This window comes from Caulobacter sp. GW821-FHT11A05 (assembly GCF_058809015.1).
This window is the reverse complement of sequence record NZ_JBXASF010000019.1, coordinates 49,122-67,263: the sequence shown is the minus strand read 5'-3', so window position 1 is coordinate 67,263 and position 18,142 is coordinate 49,122. Positions and strand designations below refer to the sequence as shown.

The following is an 18,142-nucleotide window of genomic DNA, read 5'->3' as shown; positions in this document are numbered from 1 at the left end:
GGTCTTCACGGGCGAGCCTCGGGTTCAGGCGCGACGACCGGCGAGCAGGTCCAGGCGGTGACGCTGCCGGGCGGGGCGGTCAGGTAGCTGGCGGCCATGCGGCGGATGTTGGCCAGCTTGGCGGCCAGGGCCTCGTCAGGCGCCGCGGCGGTGGCCGGGCAGGTCAGGGCGCCGATCGACATCCGCTGGTCGCGGAAGGCGTCGTAATCGGCCTGGGGCAGCGGGTAGTCGCTGCGCTTGAAGCTCTTGAGATCGGGCGACAGCTCCAGGCGCGAGGCGGACACGGTCTTGTCGCTGACCGTCACCCGCGTGAAGCCGGTCTCCGACTTCTCGTACGGCGTCCGTCCGTTGGCGCAGCCAGCCACGGCGTCGAAGGTGAAGGTCATGCTCTCGGCCCCCCCGGGCGCATTCAGCGACTGCGCCGGGTTGAGCCGGCAGACCACGACGTAAGCGCTGCCTGTGGCGATGGTTTGTCCGTCCGGTTTCTTCGGCGCCGGATCGCGGACCAGGAACCAGACGGCGGCCCCGGCCAGGACGGCCAGCAGGACCAGGCCGGCGATGATCAGGGCCAGGGGCGGTCCTTCCCCGGGGGCGCGGCCAGGGGAGACGACATCAGCGCTGCTGGATGGCGCGGGCTTGGGCTCGTCCGAGGGTTCGGTCGCGGCGGCCGGAGCGCCGGCTGTCGGGCGGCGACGGGTGGCCAGGACCAGGATCAGGCCGCCGAGCAGGGCGACGACCAGCACGGCCGCGGCGACCTTCAGCAGGCGGTCGCTGTCGGCGCGGGCCTTGGCGGCGGCGGTGGCCTGGGCGGCCTTGTCGGCCTCGGCCTTGGCGATCTGGGCCTTCTGCTGCTCGATCAGGGCGACGATGCGCGGATCGAGCGGCGGCTCGCAGGCCGTCTCGGCGATGCTGGCGGTGACGTAAGCCCCGTTGAGGAAGCGCAGCAGCATCGAGGAGCGGGTGGCGATGAACTGGCCGTTGGGCACCGAGATGCCGTTGTCGGAGACCGTCGTCGCCCCCTGCCAGGTGTTGACCCCGATGACCCGGCCGCAGGCGTCGACCAGCGGCCCGCCGCTGTTGCCCGGATTGATGGCCGAGGTGTGGAAGATGGTGTCGACCGAGGCGCCGCCCGGCCCCTTGGAGGAGAACAGGGAGATGCCGCCGGTGGTCACCGACGGCTCGGCCGGCTTGAGGATCTCTTCGGGGCTGAGGCCGAGGATGCGGTCGGTGACGCCGGGATAGCCGAGGGCGTGCACAGGCTGGTCCTTGCCGGGCGCGATGGCGGCGATGCGCAGCGGCGGAGCTTCCAGGCTTTGCGTGTCCAGCAGGGCGAGGTCGGCGTCCTCCCAGACCCGTTCGACCTTCACGCGGGTCGGCTCGCCGCCGATGTCGCGGTGGGCGATCAGATAGACCTCGGTGCGGGCCGCGCCATCGGCCCCGACCACGTGGGCGTTGGTCACCGCCTTGCCGGGGGCGACCATGAAGGCGCTGCCGGTGGCGGCGCCGGTGAACTGGTCATCGCCGTCGAACAGCAGGACGATGACGCGGAAGGTCGACTTTTCGGTCTCGCGCAGGTTCTGCGGGCTGTCCTGGGCCAGGGCGACAGACGGCGACAGCCCCCCGGCCAGCAGGCAGAGGGCGGCGGTCAACGCCATGCAAAGTTGTCTGACCGTCCCCATCGACCGGCCCTCCCCGGCCGGTGGCGTAACATGGGCCCGCGAAAAATGGCAGGGGCCGCCGGGTCGCAGCGGCGGGATGACCGGCTAACGGGCAGTTGCGAGCGCGATCTGGCGTTCGATTCCGACGGCGGTCAGGAAGGTCGGGTCGTGGCTGACCACCAGCAGGGCCCCGTCATAGCCCGACAGGGCCCGCTCGACGGCCCGCAGGCTGTCGAGGTCGAGGTGGTTAGTTGGCTCGTCGAGAATCAGCAGCTGCGGCGGCCGCTCGCCGGCCAGCACGCAGGCCAGGGCGGCCCGCAGGCGCTCGCCGCCGCTCAGGGAGCCGACGACCTGGTCGGCGGCGGTGTTGCGGAACAGGAAGCCGGCCAGGGCGGCCTGGGCCTCGTTGCGGCCGGCCGCGGGGTTGAGGCGGCGGAAGGCCTCCAGGATGGTCTCGTCGTCGTGGAGCAGGTCGGTGCGCTGGTCGAGCATCAGGGCCGGGACCGGGCGGCGGACGGTTCCCGCGGTCGGCTCAAGCAGGCCGGCGGCGAGGCGGATCAGGGTGGTCTTGCCGCCGCCGTTGGGGCCGGTGACGGCGATGCGCTCGGGGCCGGTGATGGTCAGGTCGAGGTGTTCGAACAGCGGCTCTGAACCGGGCCAGGCGAAGGCGGCGTCCTCCAGGGCGAGCACCAGGCGGCCGGCCGGCAGGCCGCTGGGCGGCAGGTCGAAGGCCAGGCTGCGGGTGCGTTCGACCCTGGCCTGGGCGGTTTCGAGGGCCTGGCGGGCGTCGTCCTGTTTGCGGTCGGCCAGGCGGTCGGCGCGGCCGGCGGTGGCTTCGGCGCGGCGCTGCTGGGCCCCGAGCAGGATTTTCGGCTCGCTGCCCTTGGCGGCGAACTTGCGGCCGCCGGCGTCGCGCTGGTCCTGGCGCTCGCGGGCGGCCTGGGCCTCGCGCCGGACGCGGCCGGCGTCCCTGGCGGCGACGGCGAGGTCGCGCTCGGCGGCGGCGGCTTCCTCGGCCTTGCGGGCCGCGTAGAGGCTGTAGCCGCCGCCGTAGACCTTGGCCCCGAGGGGGGAGAGTTCGACGATGCGGTCCATCTCCTCCAGCAGGGCCCGGTCGTGGCTGACGACCAGCGCCCCGCCGCGCCAGCGGCGCAGGACGCCGATGACCAGGGCGCGGGCCTCGGCGTCGAGGTTGTTGGTCGGCTCGTCGAGCAGGATGACGTCGGGCTCGGCCAGGAGCACGGCGGCCAGGGCGGCGCGGGTGGCCTGGCCGCCGCTCAGGGAGGTCGCGGGACGGCCGGTGTCGAGGCCGTCCAGGCCAACGTCGGCCAGCGCCTGGTCGAGGCGGGCCGGCAGGGTCCAGTCGGCGTCTGCGAAGTCGGCTTCGCTCCCCTCCCCGGCCTCGACGCGGGCCAGGCGGGCCAGGGCCGTCTCGACGCCGAGCAGGCCGGCGAGGCTGGTTCCGGGCGGCGGCTGCAAGGCCTGGCGCAGGACGGCGAGACGGCCTTCGACCGTGACGGTCCCGGCGCGGGGCGGGATCTCGCCGGCGATCAGGCGCAGAAGCGTGGTCTTGCCGACACCGTTGCGACCGACGAGGCCGGTGCGCTCGGGGCCGATGGCCAGGGTCAGGTTGTCGAAGAGGACGCGGCCGTCAGGGGCGGCGGCGGAGACGGAATCCAGGGTGATCAGGGCGGACATGGCAGCTCACGGCGAGGGAGGCGTTCAGGGCGAGGCGGGGGTCCGTCGCGATGATCAAGGCGCTCTCCAGGCTGTGCGGCGGGGTTGCCGACTTGGCGCGGGATATAGGAGCGGGCCGGGAGAGGCGCAAACGATTGTCGAGCAAGCAGCGGAGTGTGGCTGGTCCCGGCCGGCGTCAGAACGCGGCCAACAAGGAGACCCGTCATGTCCTTCACCGTTACCGGCCTTTCGCCTGAGCCCTTCCGCCCGCTGTTCGGTCTCGACGAGGCCGCCCTCGCCGAGCGTGGCGCCATCCGGGTACGGGTGGACGCCCCGGCCAGCGCCCCCTGCCGCATCACCCTCGAGGACGCCGAACCTGGCGAAACGGTGTTGCTGCTGAACCACGAGCACCTGGCCGTCGACAGTCCCTACCGCAGCCGCCACGCCATCTATGTGCGCGAGAGCGCCCGGGAGACGGCCGTGGCGCGGGACGCCCTGCCCCTGGCCCTGGAGCGCCGGCTGCTGGCCCTGCGGGCCTTTGACAGCGATGACATGATGGTCGAGGCCGAGGTCGTCGAAGGCCGCGAAGCCGTGCCGCTCATCGAAGCCTGGCTGGCCAACGAGAAGATCGCCTACCTGCACGCCCACTACGCCCGGCGGGGTTGTTTCGCGGCCCGGATCGATCGAGCTGCGGCCTGACCCAGCTTATCGAAGCGGACCAACATTATACCCCGTTGCCGGGCGGCAAGGGGCGACGAGAGGCTCCGGCCATTGAAATCATTGGCGGAACGGTGGCCGGTCTGTTGGCCGAAGCGCTGTTGGCGTGGGCTGGGGCGTGGGTCGGAGGGTTGGTCGGGTGTGGCCGGATGTTGGTCGGATTGTCGTCGATGGACCTACATCGGCCCGTACCGCGGCGACGGTTGGATCATGTGTCGTGATGAGGCCCAAAATGAATAAGTCTAGACATATTCATTTTGGGTCTCCGCCTCCCGGAACCCTAGGAGGGCGTTGGAAAACGCCTCCGCTGCTCACCCCCACACCGATCATGCTCGCGAAGGCGAGCATCCAAGCAAGGATGGCAGCCTCATTGACGGATCAGGGATTTGCGTTCGACATCCCCCCTCCGGGGAGCCGCTGATCGCGCATGGATGCTCGCCTTCGCGAGCATGATCGGTGGATGAGGGACCTGTCCCCGCCGTGCGGAATTGAATTTCAACTGCCCCTAGATCCAGCGCCGAACCCGGCGGCTGTAGGTCTCGTAGGCCTCGCCGAAGGTCCGCCGCATGGCCGCCTCCTCGAACGGGATGTACCAGCGGTCGGCGAGCAGCCAGAAGCCGGCCGGGACCACCCAGGGACTGGCGGCGCCCAGGGCCAGGGCGACGCCGGTCAGCAGCAGGACGAAGCCCAGGTACATCGGGTTGCGGGTGAGGCGGAACGGTCCGCCGGTGACCAGGACACCCGGGTCGTCGAAGGTCTTGATGTTGGTTCCCACCCGCCGGAACAGGCCCGCCCCGGCCATGGAGAAGGCGAGGCCGATGGCCGCCACGGCCCAGCCGACCCAGGTCCAGGGTGGGCCCAGGATCAGGGCCAGGGGCGCGCAGAGGCCCAAGGCTGCCATGACCACGAGGCCGAGAAGGACGACGACGGGAGGGATGATCCGCATGGTTCAGGCTCCGGGACGGGCGAGGGTCGCCTCGATCAGGTGGTGCAGCGCGGCCAGGGCTGTGTCGCGGTCGGCGCCGGCCTCGATCGTGTCGGCGGTCTCGTGCAGGACGGCGAACAGCAGGCGGCCGGTGACGTCGGGATCGACCGGGCCGAAGGCGCCCGCCTCCTGGCCGGCCCGGATGATGGCGGCCAGCCGGGCCGGCGGCCGGGCCTGGCTGTGCATCGGCCGGTTGCGGGCGAAGTCGCTGTGGAACAGGGCCTCGTGGATGCCCTCCAGGCCGAGCACGAAGTCGACGAACAGCACCGACAGCCGGCGCAGCAGCGGCGGCCAGTCGATCGGCCCGTCCACCTCGGTCGGCATGGCCAGGCTGATCTCGAAACGGGCCAGCTGGCGCTCGCGGATGGCCTCCAGCAGGTCGTCCCAGGCGCGGAAGCAGGTGTAGAAGGTGCCCTGGGCGGCGCCGGCCTCGCGGACCACGTCCTCGACCCGCGCCTGGGCGCCGAGCCGGCGGAGCACCCGCTCGGCGGCGAGGATCAGCTCTTCCCGTCTCTGCTGCGGATCAAGGCGCCGGCGGGCCATGCGGCCTCCTGTTGACTATCAGTCATTAGTTATTGACTGGCAGTCAATTGTCAAGCGACGGAGCGTTCAAGCCGACAGCGGGTCGAGTAGGCGGCGGGCAAGGGCTTCGATGTCGGCGGCAAGCTAGCCCAAAGGGGCGGCCGGGAGTTCCAATGCGGTGACTGTCCTCCGGCGCAGCCGGATGACTGTCACCGTCTGGCGCGAACGGTGACAGTCACGCTTCGCGAGACAGTCACCGGACCGAGCCGGCGGCGTTGTCCATCAGGCCGGCCACCGCCTCGCCGGTCTCCAGGATCGGCCGGTCGGAGCGCTCCGCCCGGGCCAGGATCAGGGCGCCCTCCATGGCGGTGACTGAGATCAAGGCCAGACGGTCGGCGGGCTCCGCGCCGAGGCCGCCGGCCGTCAGATGTCCGGCGAGGACCTTGCGCCAGGTGGCGAAGGCGGCCTGGGCCGCAGCCGCGATGGCGTCGTCGTCGGCGGCCTCCTCCAGCACCGTCGCGGCGATCGGGCAGCCGTCGCGGTAGCCGGAGGCGCGCATCCAGCCGGCCATCAGGCGGGCGTATTCGCGCTGAAAGTCGCCGGGCTGTTCACCGCGCGGCAGGCCGGCGATGGTGGCGGCGACCTTTTCGCCGGCCGCTGTGATGGCCGCCGCCCCGATCGCCGCCTTGCCGGCCGGGAAGTAGTGGTAGAGCGAGCCCTTCGGCGCCCCGCTGGCCTCGACGATCTGAGCGAGGCCCGTGGCGGCGAAGCCCTGGCGGCGGAACAGGCGGACGGCGGCGGCGACGATGGCCTCGCGGTGTTTGGGCCTGGCGGACATGACTTGCGGTTCCTGGTGTTCTAGGAAATTATATAGACCGGTCTAAATGAAAGCTGAACCGATGCAAACGCCAGAAGGCTTCGAACCGCATTTCCGCAAGAGCGGCCTGACCGATCCCTGGGAGCCGATCTTCAGCAAGCGCATCCCCGGCGAGGCGGTGATCCTGGGCCTGCGCATCGGCGAGGCGCATGTGAACAGCCGGGGCCTGGCGCACGGCGGGCTGATCGCCGCCCTGGCCGACAACGCCATGGGCCTCAGTTGCAGCGAACAGGCCGAGGCCGGATCGATGGGCGGCCTGCTGACCGCCAGCATGACCACCGACTATGTCGGCGTGGCCAGGCAGGGCCAGTGGCTGGAGTTCACCACCAGCTTCGTGAAGATCGGCCGGTCGATCTGCTTCGCCCAGTGCTTCGTCACCGCCGACGGCAAGCCCTGCGCCCGGGCCAATGCGACGTTTTCGGTGGTGCGCGCCGCCTGATCCGCGGGACGGCTGTTGCCACAGGTTGGCAACAAGTCCCTCGCGCGAGGTTTGTTCGCATCTTGTTCTTGTGTTATCGCAGGCCCTGAGCACTACATATTGCCGTTGCGCCGCGACCCTCGGGCCGGCTTGAAGCGTTCTCGGGACATCATGGCTGAACAGCTGAACTTCATCCGCGTGCGCGGCGCGCGGGAACACAATCTGAAGGACGTCAACGTCGACATCCCGCGCGGCGAGCTGGTGGTGATCACCGGCCTGTCGGGGTCGGGCAAGAGCTCGCTGGCGTTCGACACCATCTATGCCGAGGGCCAGCGGCGCTATGTCGAGAGCCTGTCGGCCTACGCCCGCCAGTTCCTGGAGCTGATGAGCAAGCCGGACGTCGACCTGATCGAGGGCCTGTCGCCGGCCATCTCCATCGAGCAGAAGACCACCAGCCGCAATCCGCGCTCCACCGTCGGCACGGTGACCGAGATTCACGACTACATGCGCCTGTTGTGGGCGCGGGTCGGCATCCCCTATTCGCCGGCCACCGGCCTGCCCATCGAAAGCCAGACCGTCAGCCAGATGGTCGACAAGCTGAACGCCCTGCCCGAGGGTGAGCGCATCTATCTGCTGGCCCCCGTGGTCCGCGACCGCAAGGGCGAGTTCCGCAAGGAGATCGCCGAGTGGCGCAAGCAGGGCTACCAGCGGCTGAAGATCGACGGGACCCTGTACCCGATCGAGGACGCGCCGGAGCTGGACAAGAAGTTCAAGCACGACATCGACGTGGTGGTCGACCGGCTGGTCACCAAGAACGAGCTGGGCCAGCGCTACGCCGACAGCCTGGAGCAGGCCCTGCGCCTGGCCGACGGCCTGGCGGTGGCCGAATGGGCCGAGGCCAAGGACGGCGAGAGCGAACCGCGCCGGCTGCTGTTCTCGGAAAAGTTCGCCTGTCCGGTCAGCGGTTTCACCATCGCCGAGATCGAGCCCAGGCTGTTCTCGTTCAACAACCCGGCCGGCGCCTGCCCGGTCTGTGACGGCCTGGGCGCCAAGCTGGCCTTCGACCCCGACATGATCGTGCCGGACAAGGACAAGAGCCTGCACAAGGGCGCGGTGTCGCCCTGGGCCAAGGGCCCCTCCCCTCTCTACACCCAGACCCTGCAGGCCCTGGCGGGCCACTACGGCTTCTCGATGGACAAGCCCTGGCATGACCTGCCGGAGAAGGCCCGTGAGGTCGTGCTGTACGGAACGGGCACGGAGAAGATCAAGTTCGTCTACGACGACAACGCCCGCAAATACGAGGTGGTGAAGCCGTTCGAAGGCGTGCTGCCCAACCTCGAACGGCGCTGGCGCGAGACCGATTCCAGCTGGGTGCGCGAGGAGCTGGGCCGCTACCAGTCCGACACCCCCTGCGAGGCCTGCGGCGGCGCCCGGCTTCGCCCTGAAGCCCTGGCCGTGAAGATCGCCGGCAAGAATGTCTCGGAAATCTCCGGCCTGGCGATCAGGCCGGCCAAGGAGTGGTTCGCCGGCCTCGAGGGCCAGCTCTCCGAAAAGCAGATGGAGATCGCCCGGCGGATCCTGAAGGAGATCAACGACCGCCTGCGGTTCCTGGTCGACGTCGGCCTCGACTACCTCAACATGTCACGCGCCTCGGGCACCCTGTCGGGCGGCGAGAGCCAGCGCATCCGCCTGGCCAGCCAGATCGGCTCGGGCCTGACCGGCGTGCTCTATGTGCTCGACGAGCCGTCGATCGGCCTGCACCAGCGGGACAACACCCGCCTGCTGCAATCGCTGCAGGGCCTGCGCGACCTCGGCAACTCGGTGCTGGTCGTCGAGCATGACGAGGAGGCGATCCTGACCGCCGACTATGTCATCGACATGGGCCCGGCGGCCGGCATCCACGGCGGCGAGATCTGCGCCGAGGGCACGCCGCAGGACATCATGAACAGCCCGCGCAGCATGACCGGCCAGTACCTGATCGGCACGCGCGAGATCGAGGTGCCGGAAAAGCGCCGGCCGATCAGCAAGAAGAACGTGCTGCGTGTCGTCGGGGCCACCGGCAACAACCTCAAGGGCGTGACGGCGGAGATCCCGGTCGGCACCTTCACCTGCATCACCGGGGTGTCGGGCGGCGGCAAGTCGACCTTCACCATCGAGACCCTGTACAAGGCCGCCGCCCGGCGGCTGAACAACGCCTCGGACGCCCCCGCCCCGCACGAGAAGATCGAGGGGCTGGAGAACTTCGACAAGGTCATCGACATCGACCAGAGCCCGATCGGCCGCACCCCGCGGTCGAACCCGGCCACCTACACCGGCGCCTTCCAGCCGATCCGCGACTGGTTCGCCAACCTGCCGGAGAGCAAGGTGCGCGGCTATGGCCCGGGGCGGTTCAGCTTCAACGTCAAGGGCGGCCGCTGCGAGGCCTGCCAGGGCGACGGGCTGATCAAGATCGAGATGCACTTCCTGCCCGACGTCTACGTCACCTGCGACGTCTGCAAGGGCAAGCGCTACAACCGCGAGACCCTGGAGGTCTTGTTCAAGGGCAAGTCCATCGCCGAGGTGCTGGACATGACCGTCGAGGAGGCCGGCGAGTTCTTCAAGGCCGTGCCGTCGGTGCGCGACAAGATGGAGACGCTGAACCGGGTCGGCCTGGGCTACGTCAAGGTCGGCCAGTCGGCGACCACCCTGTCGGGCGGCGAGGCGCAGCGGGTGAAGCTGTCGAAGGAGCTCAGCAAGCGGGCCACGGGCCGGACGCTGTACATCCTCGACGAGCCGACCACCGGCCTGCATTTCGAGGACGTCCGCAAGCTGCTGGAGGTGCTGCACGAGCTGGTCGACCAGGGCAACACCGTGGTCGTCATCGAGCACAACCTGGATGTCGTGAAGACCGCCGACTGGCTGGTCGACTTCGGCCCCGAGGGCGGCGACGGCGGCGGCGAGATCGTCGGCGTCGGCACGCCTGAGCAGGTCGCCGCCATCCCCGGCAGCTGGACCGGCCGCTACCTCGACACCCTGCTCAAGCGCCACCGCGACCGGGCGGCCGAGCGGCGCAAGAAGCGGGCGTAGCGGAGGCCGGCTGTCTTCAGTCGAAGACGGCCGGTTCGCCGCCGGTGATCTGCTTGTAGATCGTCGGGGCGACCGTCAGGAAGATCACCGAGGTGACGCCCGACAGGACAGCGTTCCAGATGTAGTAGGCGATGCCGACGGGCGGGAACATGGTCGCCATCGAGGCCATGTTCGGCTCGAACACCGCCTGGGCCGTGTTGCCGAGCCCGAAGATCGGCATGCCGATCAGGAAGAACACCCCCAGCCCGATCGCCCCGATGATGACGCCCATCACCCAGGCCAGAACATAGGCGCCGAACAGCGGACCGAAACGGCCCTTGGTCAGCCGCCAGGCCGCGCCAAGGTCGACGCGCCCGGTGGCGAAGGTCGCCGGGCTGACCAGCGACAGGCGGACGGCGACATAGACGACGACACCCAGCGCCGCGAGAACCGCCAGCAGGCCGACGAGGATGCCCAGGGCCGGGTTGACCATGGCGCCCAGGGCGATGAAGACGCCGGCCGCGACGGCCGCCAGCAGGTAGACGCCGAACAGGATCAGGAAGACCAGCAGCATGGCCAGCCCCTGGCGGAACTCGTCGGCCCCGAACTTCATCCAGCCGAAGCCGCGGTCGGCGGGCCGCAGGACGATGCGGCTGGCGGCGGCGTAGAGCACCGCATAGCCGACGATCCCGACGGGCAGCAGCAACAGCACGGCCGGGATCATGCGACCGTAGGCGGCCATCATCGCCTCCGCGTCCGGCGGCGTCGCCTTGGCCAGCTCCTGGACCTCCATGAGCGCCGGCCCCGCCAGCAGGACCATGATCATCACGCTGACCACGCTGAGCGCCAGGCTGAGAATGGCCCAGGCAGGCCAGACCATGGGTTTCTCGCGCAGGACCTTGAAGCCCACCAGCCCCGCGTCGGTGGCCGAAAACTCGCTCATGACATCCCTCCCGCGCCCTTGGTTTCGAGCCTGTCCGGGCGGCGGGGCCGCCCCGCTTCCGCCTGACAGGCTCGGGCGCATGGCCCTGGTTAGCAGACCGCCGCGCGCGGGGCGATAGGCCGCGAATGCTCGCAATGGGTCATTGGTGGCGTTTCGGATTTTGTCATGTTAGCGTTGTTAACCCGGTCGGCCTCAGGGGATGGCCGGCCCTCCTCGATCCACAGTTGAAGAGTCACCCATGAAGGTCATTTTCGTCGCCGTCGCCTGTGCGACTCTCGCCACGGCCAGCTTCGCCGCCGAGGCCGCCAAGCCGACCGAGGCGCCCAAGCAGGAAGTGAAGAAGGATCCGAACCGGATGGTCTGCAAGAAGACCGCGGTGCTCGGCACCCGCTTCCCCACCAAGGTCTGCCGCACCCAGGTGGACTGGGAAAAGCAGGCGGAACTGGACAAGCAGGCCCTGCAGGATCAACAGCGCGCGGGCCTGGCCACCTGCGCCACCAACCCCTGCAGCTGATCAACGGATGATCCTGTATGGTGAGCGCAACCCGGCGCCCAATCCGCGCCGGGTGCGGATTTTCGTGGCTGAAAAAGGCATCGACCTGCCCGAGACGCGGGTGAAGATGCAGGCCCGCGAGCACAAGAGCGACGAGCACAAGGCCCGCAATTCGCTGGGTCAGGTGCCGACCCTGGTGCTCGACGACGGCACGGCCATCTCCGAGAGCGTCGCCATCTGCCGCTACCTTGAGAGCCTGCACCCGGAGCCGGCGATGTTCGGCGCCACCGCCGTGCAGCAGGCGCTGGTCGACATGTGGATCCGGCGCATCGAGTTCCAGCTGATGACCCCGGTGGGGATGTTCTGGCGCCACGCCCATCCGCTGACCGCCGCCCTGCTGACCCAGTTCAAGGATTTCGGCGAGTCGAACCGCGAGGCCTATGCCCGCAGCTGCGGCTGGCTGGACCGCGAACTGGCGGCCGGCGGACCGTTCATCGCCGGCGAGACCTATGGCATGGCCGACATCTGCGCCCTGACCACGATCGACTTCGCCGCCTTCACCGGGCTGGAGATGCCGCAGGACGCCACCGCCCTGCGCGACTGGCACGGGCGGGTCAGCGAGCGGCCGAGCGCCGCGGCGAACAGCTAGGCTTCAGGGCTAAACCACCGTCTCGTGCTCGAGAATGTCGTCGTCGGGCTCCGCCACCGCCTCTTCGCGGGGCGGCGACAGTTCACGGTAGGCGTAGACCACCGTGGCGCAGACCACGCAGAAGAGGATGGCCAGCAGGGCCGACTCGAAGACCCGCCGCAGCATCGGCCCGGCCCCGAAGTGGTTGAGCAGGCCCTGGTCGGTCGGGAACAGGAAGGCGCTCAGCTCGCCCGGCGGAATGCCGAACACGAAGGCCACCACCACCGCCACGATCGAAAAGGCGATCACCGCCCCGGCCGCCACCAGGAAGGTCAGCAGCAGGGCCAGCAGGGTGCCGGCCAGCAGCTGCCAGAAGGCGCCGTGGGTCATCCGCCAGGCGCCCATGACGTCCAGCCGGTGCTGGTCGATGGCGACCGGCGCGGTCAGCGACAGGCGGATGATGAAGTAGGCCTGCAGGAACAGCACTGACAGCGGCCCGAGCAGCGCCATCAGGCCGGACAGCCCGACCTTCTCGGCCAGCGGGCCGGCCAGGGCCCGACTCAGCCCCAGGACGATGCCGAAGGGGATGGCGGCCACGGTGATGGCCAGCAGGATGGCCAGGAACAGCCAGAACATGCGGGCCTCGTCGGCCCCCAGCCGGAAGTCGGGATTGTGTGTCTTGCCCAGCATCACCCGGAAGATCGACGGGGTGACGATGCAGAGGCTGGCGAAGGTCAGGAACAGGGCGATGACGGCGGCTGGCAGCAGGTGCAGGGCCAGGTCCTGCACTGTCGCCCAGGACCATTCAAAACCCTGCGCCGCCTGCAGCTGCTCCAGCCGGCGCGCCCAGGGCGACAGGTTGAACAGGGCGGCGGCGAGGTTGAGCGCCAGCAACGCCGCCATCCACACGGTCACCGGCCGCGGCCGGTCACGAATGAAGCGGAAGCCCTCTAGGGACGCCTGGACGGGCGAAAAGGACATCTTGAAACCGTTCTATCCCCTGTCGCGGGTCAGCTGATTCGCCTCACCCATCGACGGGTGAAGCTTATGCCAGCATTCGGGAGCAACGCGACAGGTAAGGACGGGGTTCAGAAGACCTCGACGTTCTCGCCCCTCAGCTGTCGGTAGGCCTCGGCCCAGGGGGCGGTGAAAATGGCCCCGACGTAGCCGTTGATGGCCGAGGCGACGATCAGATACAGCGCGCCGAAGCCGATCAGGGCCTGGATCCGCTGCGGCGTGAAGAAGGCGCCGAAGTCCTTGCTGTCGTCCAGCGCCTGCAGGGCCTCGAAGCCGCCGTTGCCGAGCACCAGGAAGGCGCCGACGGCGAACAGCAGGCCAACCACCACGAAGCTGATCAGCATGCCGACGATGACCGCCAGCAGGCCCATGCCGAACAGGCCGGCGGCGTGGCCCTGGGTCATCTTCCAGCTTTCGAACAGCAGGAACTGCTTCTTCTCGTGGCTCATGGCGAAGCTCAGCGAGAAGCGCAGGCTGCCCCAGATGAGGACGCCAAAGGCGACCAGGCCGAACAGCACCGCCGCCGCGATGCCGGCCTCCTGCGAGGCGGCGCCGACCGCGAAGCCGATGATAGCCACCACGATGGCGGCGACGACGAAGGCGACGATGTAGAGGATGGTGAAGACGAGGCTGACGGCCACCAGCATGACCTCGGCCATGCCCAGGCGCATGTAGAACCAGCTCTTCTGCTCGGGATGCAGCACGGCGCGGATGATGGCGCCGGTAACCAGGCCCTGGGCCAGCAGCTGGGTGATCCAGGTCAGAGGCTGGACGATGTTCATCTGGTTGGAGAGGCGCATGAGCTCAGCCTGGTCGGGCTCGGCGCCTCCGGCCATGGACGCGGAGATCGTCGCGAAAAAGTCGATGAGCGTCGGCAGCACCAGCAGCATGGGCAGGACGGCCAGCACCGTCTGCACCAAACCCCAGATCGCCGGCGCGACCCAGTTGCGGCTGATGACGCCAAATCCTGAAAACGCCGACTGGCTGATATCCAGTTGAGCCACGATTGCCTCCCCCGAGGTCCCACAATGAGCCCGGAGGACACCACAGCCCGGGCCGGTGCGCCACCAGAAAGCGAACAGGCCGTTCCCCCCGGACGGTTTGGCGACTATCTGTCCGCCCATGACGAACAAACCCATTCATGTGATCGGCGGCGGCCTGGCCGGCTCCGAGGCGACCTGGCAGATCGCCCAGGCCGGCGTGCCGGTCATCCTGCACGAGATGCGCCCCGTGCGCGGCACCGACGCCCACCAGACCGATGGCCTGGCCGAGCTGGTCTGCTCCAACAGCTTCCGCTCCGACGACTGGCGGTTCAACGCCGTCGGCCTGCTGCACGCCGAGATGCGGCGCTGCGACAGCATCATCATGGCCTGCGGCGACGCCCATCAGGTGCCGGCCGGCGGGGCGCTGGCGGTCGACCGCGACGGTTTCTCGGCGGCGGTGACGGCGAAGCTCGAAGCCCATCCGCTGGTCACCATCGAACGCGAGGAGATCGCCGGCCTGCCGCCCGCCGACTGGGACAGCGTCATCGTCGCCACCGGCCCCCTCACCTCCCCGGCCCTGGCCGAGGCGATCCTGACGCTGACCGGCGAGGACTCGCTGAGCTTCTTCGACGCCATCGCGCCGATCGTGCACCTCGAATCCATCGACATGGACATCGCCTGGCGCCAGTCGCGCTACGACAAGGAAGGCCCCGGCGGCGACGCGGCCGCCTACATCAACTGCCCGATGACCAGGGAGCAGTACGAGGCCTTCATCGACGCCCTGCTGGACGGGCCCAAGGCCGAGTTCAAGGACTGGGAGCATGTGCCCTACTTCGACGGCTGCCTGCCGATCGAGGTGATGGCCGAGCGAGGGCGCGAGACCCTGCGCCACGGACCGATGAAGCCGGTCGGCCTGACCAACCCGCGCGATCCGACGGTCAAGGCCCACGCCATCGTCCAGCTGCGGCAGGACAATGCGCTCGGCACCCTGTGGAACATGGTCGGCTTCCAGACCAAGCTGAAGCACGGGGCCCAGGCCGATGTGTTCCGGATGATTCCGGGGCTGCAGGGCGCGCAGTTCGCCCGGCTGGGCGGCCTGCATCGCAACACCTTCCTCAACAGCCCCAGGCTGCTGGACGAGCAGCTGCGGCTCAAGGCCGACAAACGCCTGCGCTTCGCCGGCCAGGTGACCGGGGTCGAGGGCTATGTCGAGAGCGCCGCCATCGGCCTGCTGACCGGCCGCCTCGCCGCCGCCGAGCGGCTGGGCGCGCCGATCGAGACGCCGCCGGCGACCACCGCCCTGGGGGCGCTGGCCGCCCACATCACCGGCGGCCACCTGGTCGAGGGCAAGGGCAGCTTCCAGCCGATGAACATCAACTACGGCCTGCTGCCGCCGATGGAGGCGCCGAAGAAGGACGCCTCCGGTGAGAAGATCCCCATGAAGGAGCGTGGCCGGGCCAAGAAGCAGCTGATGAGCCAGCGGGCGCTCGACGACCTCGACGGCTGGCTGGGCCAACGCGCCCTTGCGGCGGAGTAGCGGAGCGATGCGCCGGGTCCGCGCCATCGCCGGGACGGTGCTGTTCCTGTTCGTGGCGCCGGGCACGGTGGCCGGGCTGATCCCCTGGTGGATCACCCGCTGGGACTGGAAGGCCAGCTGGCTGCTGTGGCCAGGCCTGCTGGCGGCGGCCCTCGGCCTGGTCGGGCTTCTGCTCTGCTTCGCCGACTTCGCGCTGAAGGGCGGCGGCACCCCCGCCCCCATCGCCCCAACCGCGCGGCTGGTGACCAGCCGGCTGTACCGGCATGTGCGCAATCCGATGTACGTCTCGGTGCTGACCCTGATCCTCGGCCAGGCGGCGATGGCCTTGAGCGTCGACCTGCTGGCCTACGGCATCCTGCTCGGACTGGTCACCCACGCCTTCGTCGTCACCTACGAGGAACCGACTCTGCGCCAGCAGTTTCCGGACGACTACGCGGCCTATTTCGCGGCCGTGCCACGCTGGATTCCACGCCTCAAACCCTGGCGTCCCTGACGTCTGGCGTCGGGCCTTCGCCGGGTCTAGGGTCCGCGCCAATCGACAACGCCTTCCGGGGATTTCCTGAGTATGAAGATCGCATTCCGCCTGCTGGCCGGCGCCGCCCTCGCGGCCGTCATGACCGTCAGCGCCGCCGAAGCCCGCCCCTTCACCGCCAAGGACATGGTCACCCTCGAACGGGTCAGCGATCCGCGCGTCTCGCCCGACGGCCGCTACGTCGTCTACAGCCTGCGGACCATGGACTACGAGGCCAACAAGGCGGCGATGAGCCTGTGGCTGGTCGACCTGAAGGCCAAGGGCGCCAAGCCGGTCCGCCTGGCCGCCTCGGACGGCGGCGGCGTGTCGCCGCGCTGGTCGCCGGACAGCAAGGCCCTCTACTTCGCCTCGGGCCGCACGGGCGGGGTCGACCAGGTGTTCAAGCTGGACGTCGCCAGCGGCGCCGTGACCCAAGTCACCAACCTCCCTCTCGACGTCGGCTCCTTTGCCGTCTCGCCGGATGGCAAGACGCTGGTGGTGTCGCTGAGCGTCGACTCAAGTTGTCCGGAAATCCTCTGCAAGAAGAAGATGCCCGAGGATCTGACGCCCAAGTCCAACGGCGTGGTCCACGACCGCCTGTTCATCCGCCACTGGGACGCCTGGGCCGACGGCAAGAACAACAGCCTGTTCGCCCTCTCCTTGGGCGCCGACGGCAAAGCCGTGGAAGCCGGCCAGGCCGTCCACCTGATGCGCGGCGTCGATGGCGACGCCCCCTCCAAGCCGTTCGGCGACGACAGCGAGTACAGCTTCACACCGGACTCCAAGGCCGTGGTCTACGCCGTGCGCATCGCCGGCAAGAGCGAGGCCTGGTCGACCAACTTTGACCTCTGGCAGGTTCCGCTCAGCGGCGAGGGCGCGGTCAACCTGACCGAGGCCAACAAGGCCTGGGACACCGGGGCGGTGTTCTCGCCGGACGGCAAAACCATGGCCTACCGGGCCATGGCGCGGCCCGGCTTCGAGGCCGACCGCTGGCAGATCAAGCTGCGCGACGTGGCCACCGGCGCGACCCGGGATCTCGCCGCCGACTGGGATCGTTCGGCCGACACGCTGGCCTGGGCCAAGGACGGCAAGACCCTCTACGTCAGCGCCCAAGACATCGGCCAGACCCGGATTTTCGGCATCGATGTGAAGAGCGGCAAGGTGACGGCCAAGACCGGCCCCGGCCACGTCAGCGCCTTCAGCCTGACCCCGACCGGGGCGGTCTACGCCCAGGATGCGCTGGATAGCCCGGCCCAGCTGTATCTGCAGGACTTCAAGGCCAAGGCCATGCCGCGGCCGATTACGCAGCTGAACGCCGAGCAGTTGAAGGACGTCGACTGGGGCGGCTATGAGCAGTTCGAGTTCGCCGGCTGGAATGGCGAGACGGTGCGCGGCTACCTGGTCAAGCCGGCCAACTTCGACGCCTCGAAGAAGTATCCGGTCGCCTTCCTGATCCATGGCGGGCCGCAGGGTTCGTTCGGCAACCTCTTCCACTACCGCTGGAACGCCCAGGCCTATGCGGCGCGGGGCTATGCGGTGGTGATGATCGATTTCCACGGCTCGACCGGCTATGGCCAGGGCTTCACCGACGCCATCAGCCAGCACTGGGGCGACCGGCCGCTGGAGGACCTGCAGAAGGGCTGGGACCACGCCCTGAAGAGCTACAGCTTCCTCGATGGCGACCGGGCCTGCGCGCTTGGCGGCTCCTATGGCGGCTTCATGGTCAACTGGATCGCCGGCAACTGGTCAAAGCCCTGGAAGTGCCTGGTCAACCACGACGGCATCTTCGACGCCCGCTTCATGGGCTATTCGACCGAGGAGCTGTGGTTCAGCGAGTGGGAAAACGGCGGCACGCCGTATGAGCCGAACACCACCTACGACAAGTTCAACCCCTCCAACCATGTGGCCAGCTGGAACACCCCGATGCTGGTGGTCCACGGCGGCAAGGACTACCGCGTGCCGCTGGAGGAAGGCATCGCCACCTTCACCGCCCTGCAGCGGCGCGGCGTGCCGAGCAAGTTCCTCTACTTCCCGGAGGAGAACCACTGGGTGCTGAAGGCGCAGAACTCGGTGCAGTGGCACGACGAGGTGCTGGGTTGGCTCGACGAGTGGACGGCGGAGAAGAAGTAGG

The 18,142-nt window shown here is 69.1% G+C and carries 16 protein-coding genes; 8 read left to right on the top strand and 8 right to left on the bottom strand.

The window, feature by feature from the left end:
* Window positions 1-5: 5 nt before the first annotated feature.
* Window positions 6-1,655, bottom strand: coding sequence for a S1C family serine protease (locus AC1RSK_RS21640; protein WP_492909764.1), 1,650 nt, complete (start codon window positions 1,653-1,655; stop codon window positions 6-8).
* Between the two features lie 108 nt (window positions 1,656-1,763).
* The gene (locus tag AC1RSK_RS21635; RefSeq protein ID WP_492909763.1) at window positions 1,764-3,356 is read right to left on the bottom strand and encodes an ABC-F family ATP-binding cassette domain-containing protein; all 1,593 of its coding nucleotides are present in this window, start codon (window positions 3,354-3,356) and stop codon (window positions 1,764-1,766) included.
* 204 nt (window positions 3,357-3,560) lie between these two features.
* Between AC1RSK_RS21635 and AC1RSK_RS21630 the strand changes: the two genes are divergently transcribed.
* Window positions 3,561-4,034, top strand: a complete 474-nt coding sequence (locus tag AC1RSK_RS21630; protein WP_492909762.1) for a DUF1203 domain-containing protein — start codon at window positions 3,561-3,563, stop codon at window positions 4,032-4,034.
* 523 nt (window positions 4,035-4,557) lie between these two features.
* On the opposite strand, the gene AC1RSK_RS21625 is transcribed toward AC1RSK_RS21630, so the two are convergent.
* The 3 genes from AC1RSK_RS21625 to AC1RSK_RS21615 form a co-directional block, all read right to left on the bottom strand.
* The gene (locus AC1RSK_RS21625) at window positions 4,558-4,998 is read right to left on the bottom strand and encodes a methyltransferase family protein (RefSeq protein ID WP_492909761.1); all 441 of its coding nucleotides are present in this window, start codon (window positions 4,996-4,998) and stop codon (window positions 4,558-4,560) included.
* 3 nt (window positions 4,999-5,001) lie between these two features.
* Complete coding sequence (locus AC1RSK_RS21620; RefSeq protein WP_492909760.1) at window positions 5,002-5,580, bottom strand: TetR/AcrR family transcriptional regulator; 579 nt, start codon at window positions 5,578-5,580, stop codon at window positions 5,002-5,004.
* A 232-nt stretch (window positions 5,581-5,812) separates the two neighbouring features.
* The gene (locus AC1RSK_RS21615) at window positions 5,813-6,397 is read right to left on the bottom strand and encodes a TetR/AcrR family transcriptional regulator (RefSeq protein ID WP_492909759.1); all 585 of its coding nucleotides are present in this window, start codon (window positions 6,395-6,397) and stop codon (window positions 5,813-5,815) included.
* Window positions 6,398-6,458: 61 nt separating this feature from the next.
* On the opposite strand from AC1RSK_RS21615, the gene AC1RSK_RS21610 reads away from it, so the two are divergent.
* Complete coding sequence (locus AC1RSK_RS21610; protein WP_492909758.1) at window positions 6,459-6,875, top strand: PaaI family thioesterase; 417 nt, start codon at window positions 6,459-6,461, stop codon at window positions 6,873-6,875.
* Window positions 6,876-7,025: 150 nt separating this feature from the next.
* Window positions 7,026-9,920, top strand: a complete 2,895-nt coding sequence (uvrA, locus tag AC1RSK_RS21605; protein WP_492909757.1) for an excinuclease ABC subunit UvrA — start codon at window positions 7,026-7,028, stop codon at window positions 9,918-9,920.
* A gap of 16 nt (window positions 9,921-9,936) precedes the next feature.
* Here uvrA and AC1RSK_RS21600 read toward each other — a convergent pair whose 3' ends face one another.
* Window positions 9,937-10,842 carry a hypothetical protein gene (locus AC1RSK_RS21600; protein ID WP_492909756.1) on the bottom strand — a complete coding sequence of 302 codons (906 nt, stop codon included), beginning with the start codon at window positions 10,840-10,842 and terminating at the stop codon, window positions 9,937-9,939.
* A gap of 238 nt (window positions 10,843-11,080) precedes the next feature.
* Between AC1RSK_RS21600 and AC1RSK_RS21595 the strand changes: the two genes are divergently transcribed.
* Together AC1RSK_RS21595 and AC1RSK_RS21590 are read left to right on the top strand one after the other, a co-directional pair.
* Entirely contained in the window at window positions 11,081-11,356 is a 276-nt protein-coding gene (locus tag AC1RSK_RS21595; RefSeq protein WP_492909755.1) for a hypothetical protein, read from the top strand.
* A gap of 7 nt (window positions 11,357-11,363) precedes the next feature.
* Window positions 11,364-11,984 (top strand): glutathione S-transferase family protein, encoded by a 621-nt coding sequence (locus tag AC1RSK_RS21590; protein ID WP_492909754.1) that lies wholly within the window; start codon window positions 11,364-11,366, stop codon window positions 11,982-11,984.
* Between the two features lie 9 nt (window positions 11,985-11,993).
* On the opposite strand, the gene AC1RSK_RS21585 is transcribed toward AC1RSK_RS21590, so the two are convergent.
* Both AC1RSK_RS21585 and AC1RSK_RS21580 read right to left on the bottom strand, forming a co-directional pair.
* The gene (locus tag AC1RSK_RS21585; RefSeq protein ID WP_492909753.1) at window positions 11,994-12,944 is read right to left on the bottom strand and encodes a hypothetical protein; all 951 of its coding nucleotides are present in this window, start codon (window positions 12,942-12,944) and stop codon (window positions 11,994-11,996) included.
* A gap of 107 nt (window positions 12,945-13,051) precedes the next feature.
* Window positions 13,052-13,984 carry a hypothetical protein gene (locus AC1RSK_RS21580; RefSeq protein ID WP_492909752.1) on the bottom strand — a complete coding sequence of 311 codons (933 nt, stop codon included), beginning with the start codon at window positions 13,982-13,984 and terminating at the stop codon, window positions 13,052-13,054.
* Between the two features lie 118 nt (window positions 13,985-14,102).
* Here AC1RSK_RS21580 and trmFO point away from each other — a divergent pair, with 118 nt between their 5' ends.
* From trmFO to AC1RSK_RS21565, 3 genes are all read left to right on the top strand, one after another.
* A complete protein-coding gene (gene trmFO / locus AC1RSK_RS21575) occupies window positions 14,103-15,500 on the top strand; it encodes a methylenetetrahydrofolate--tRNA-(uracil(54)-C(5))-methyltransferase (FADH(2)-oxidizing) TrmFO (RefSeq protein ID WP_492909751.1) in 1,398 nt (465 codons plus the stop codon).
* Window positions 15,501-15,507: 7 nt separating this feature from the next.
* Entirely contained in the window at window positions 15,508-15,993 is a 486-nt protein-coding gene (locus tag AC1RSK_RS21570) for a methyltransferase family protein (RefSeq protein WP_492909750.1), read from the top strand.
* A gap of 72 nt (window positions 15,994-16,065) precedes the next feature.
* Window positions 16,066-18,141 carry a S9 family peptidase gene (locus tag AC1RSK_RS21565; RefSeq protein WP_492909749.1) on the top strand — a complete coding sequence of 692 codons (2,076 nt, stop codon included), beginning with the start codon at window positions 16,066-16,068 and terminating at the stop codon, window positions 18,139-18,141.
* Window position 18,142 lies beyond the last annotated feature (1 nt).

Excerpts from the sequence above, each read along its gene's own strand:
- AC1RSK_RS21595 (WP_492909755.1), top strand. The coding sequence starts at position 11,081 with ATGAAGGTCATTTTCGTCGCCGTCGCCTGTGCGACTCTCGCCACGGCC.
- AC1RSK_RS21620 (WP_492909760.1), bottom strand. The coding sequence starts at position 5,580 with ATGGCCCGCCGGCGCCTTGATCCGCAGCAGAGACGGGAAGAGCTGATC.
- AC1RSK_RS21565 (WP_492909749.1), top strand. The coding sequence starts at position 16,066 with ATGAAGATCGCATTCCGCCTGCTGGCCGGCGCCGCCCTCGCGGCCGTC.
- AC1RSK_RS21615 (WP_492909759.1), bottom strand. The coding sequence starts at position 6,397 with ATGTCCGCCAGGCCCAAACACCGCGAGGCCATCGTCGCCGCCGCCGTC.
- trmFO (WP_492909751.1), top strand. The coding sequence starts at position 14,103 with ATGACGAACAAACCCATTCATGTGATCGGCGGCGGCCTGGCCGGCTCC.
- AC1RSK_RS21630 (WP_492909762.1), top strand. The coding sequence starts at position 3,561 with ATGTCCTTCACCGTTACCGGCCTTTCGCCTGAGCCCTTCCGCCCGCTG.
- AC1RSK_RS21570 (WP_492909750.1), top strand. The coding sequence starts at position 15,508 with ATGCGCCGGGTCCGCGCCATCGCCGGGACGGTGCTGTTCCTGTTCGTG.
- AC1RSK_RS21625 (WP_492909761.1), bottom strand. The coding sequence starts at position 4,998 with ATGCGGATCATCCCTCCCGTCGTCGTCCTTCTCGGCCTCGTGGTCATG.
- uvrA (WP_492909757.1), top strand. The coding sequence starts at position 7,026 with ATGGCTGAACAGCTGAACTTCATCCGCGTGCGCGGCGCGCGGGAACAC.
- AC1RSK_RS21635 (WP_492909763.1), bottom strand. The coding sequence starts at position 3,356 with ATGTCCGCCCTGATCACCCTGGATTCCGTCTCCGCCGCCGCCCCTGAC.
- AC1RSK_RS21590 (WP_492909754.1), top strand. The coding sequence starts at position 11,364 with ATGATCCTGTATGGTGAGCGCAACCCGGCGCCCAATCCGCGCCGGGTG.
- AC1RSK_RS21640 (WP_492909764.1), bottom strand. The coding sequence starts at position 1,655 with ATGGCGTTGACCGCCGCCCTCTGCCTGCTGGCCGGGGGGCTGTCGCCG.
- AC1RSK_RS21610 (WP_492909758.1), top strand. The coding sequence starts at position 6,459 with ATGCAAACGCCAGAAGGCTTCGAACCGCATTTCCGCAAGAGCGGCCTG.
- AC1RSK_RS21585 (WP_492909753.1), bottom strand. The coding sequence starts at position 12,944 with ATGTCCTTTTCGCCCGTCCAGGCGTCCCTAGAGGGCTTCCGCTTCATT.
- AC1RSK_RS21600 (WP_492909756.1), bottom strand. The coding sequence starts at position 10,842 with ATGAGCGAGTTTTCGGCCACCGACGCGGGGCTGGTGGGCTTCAAGGTC.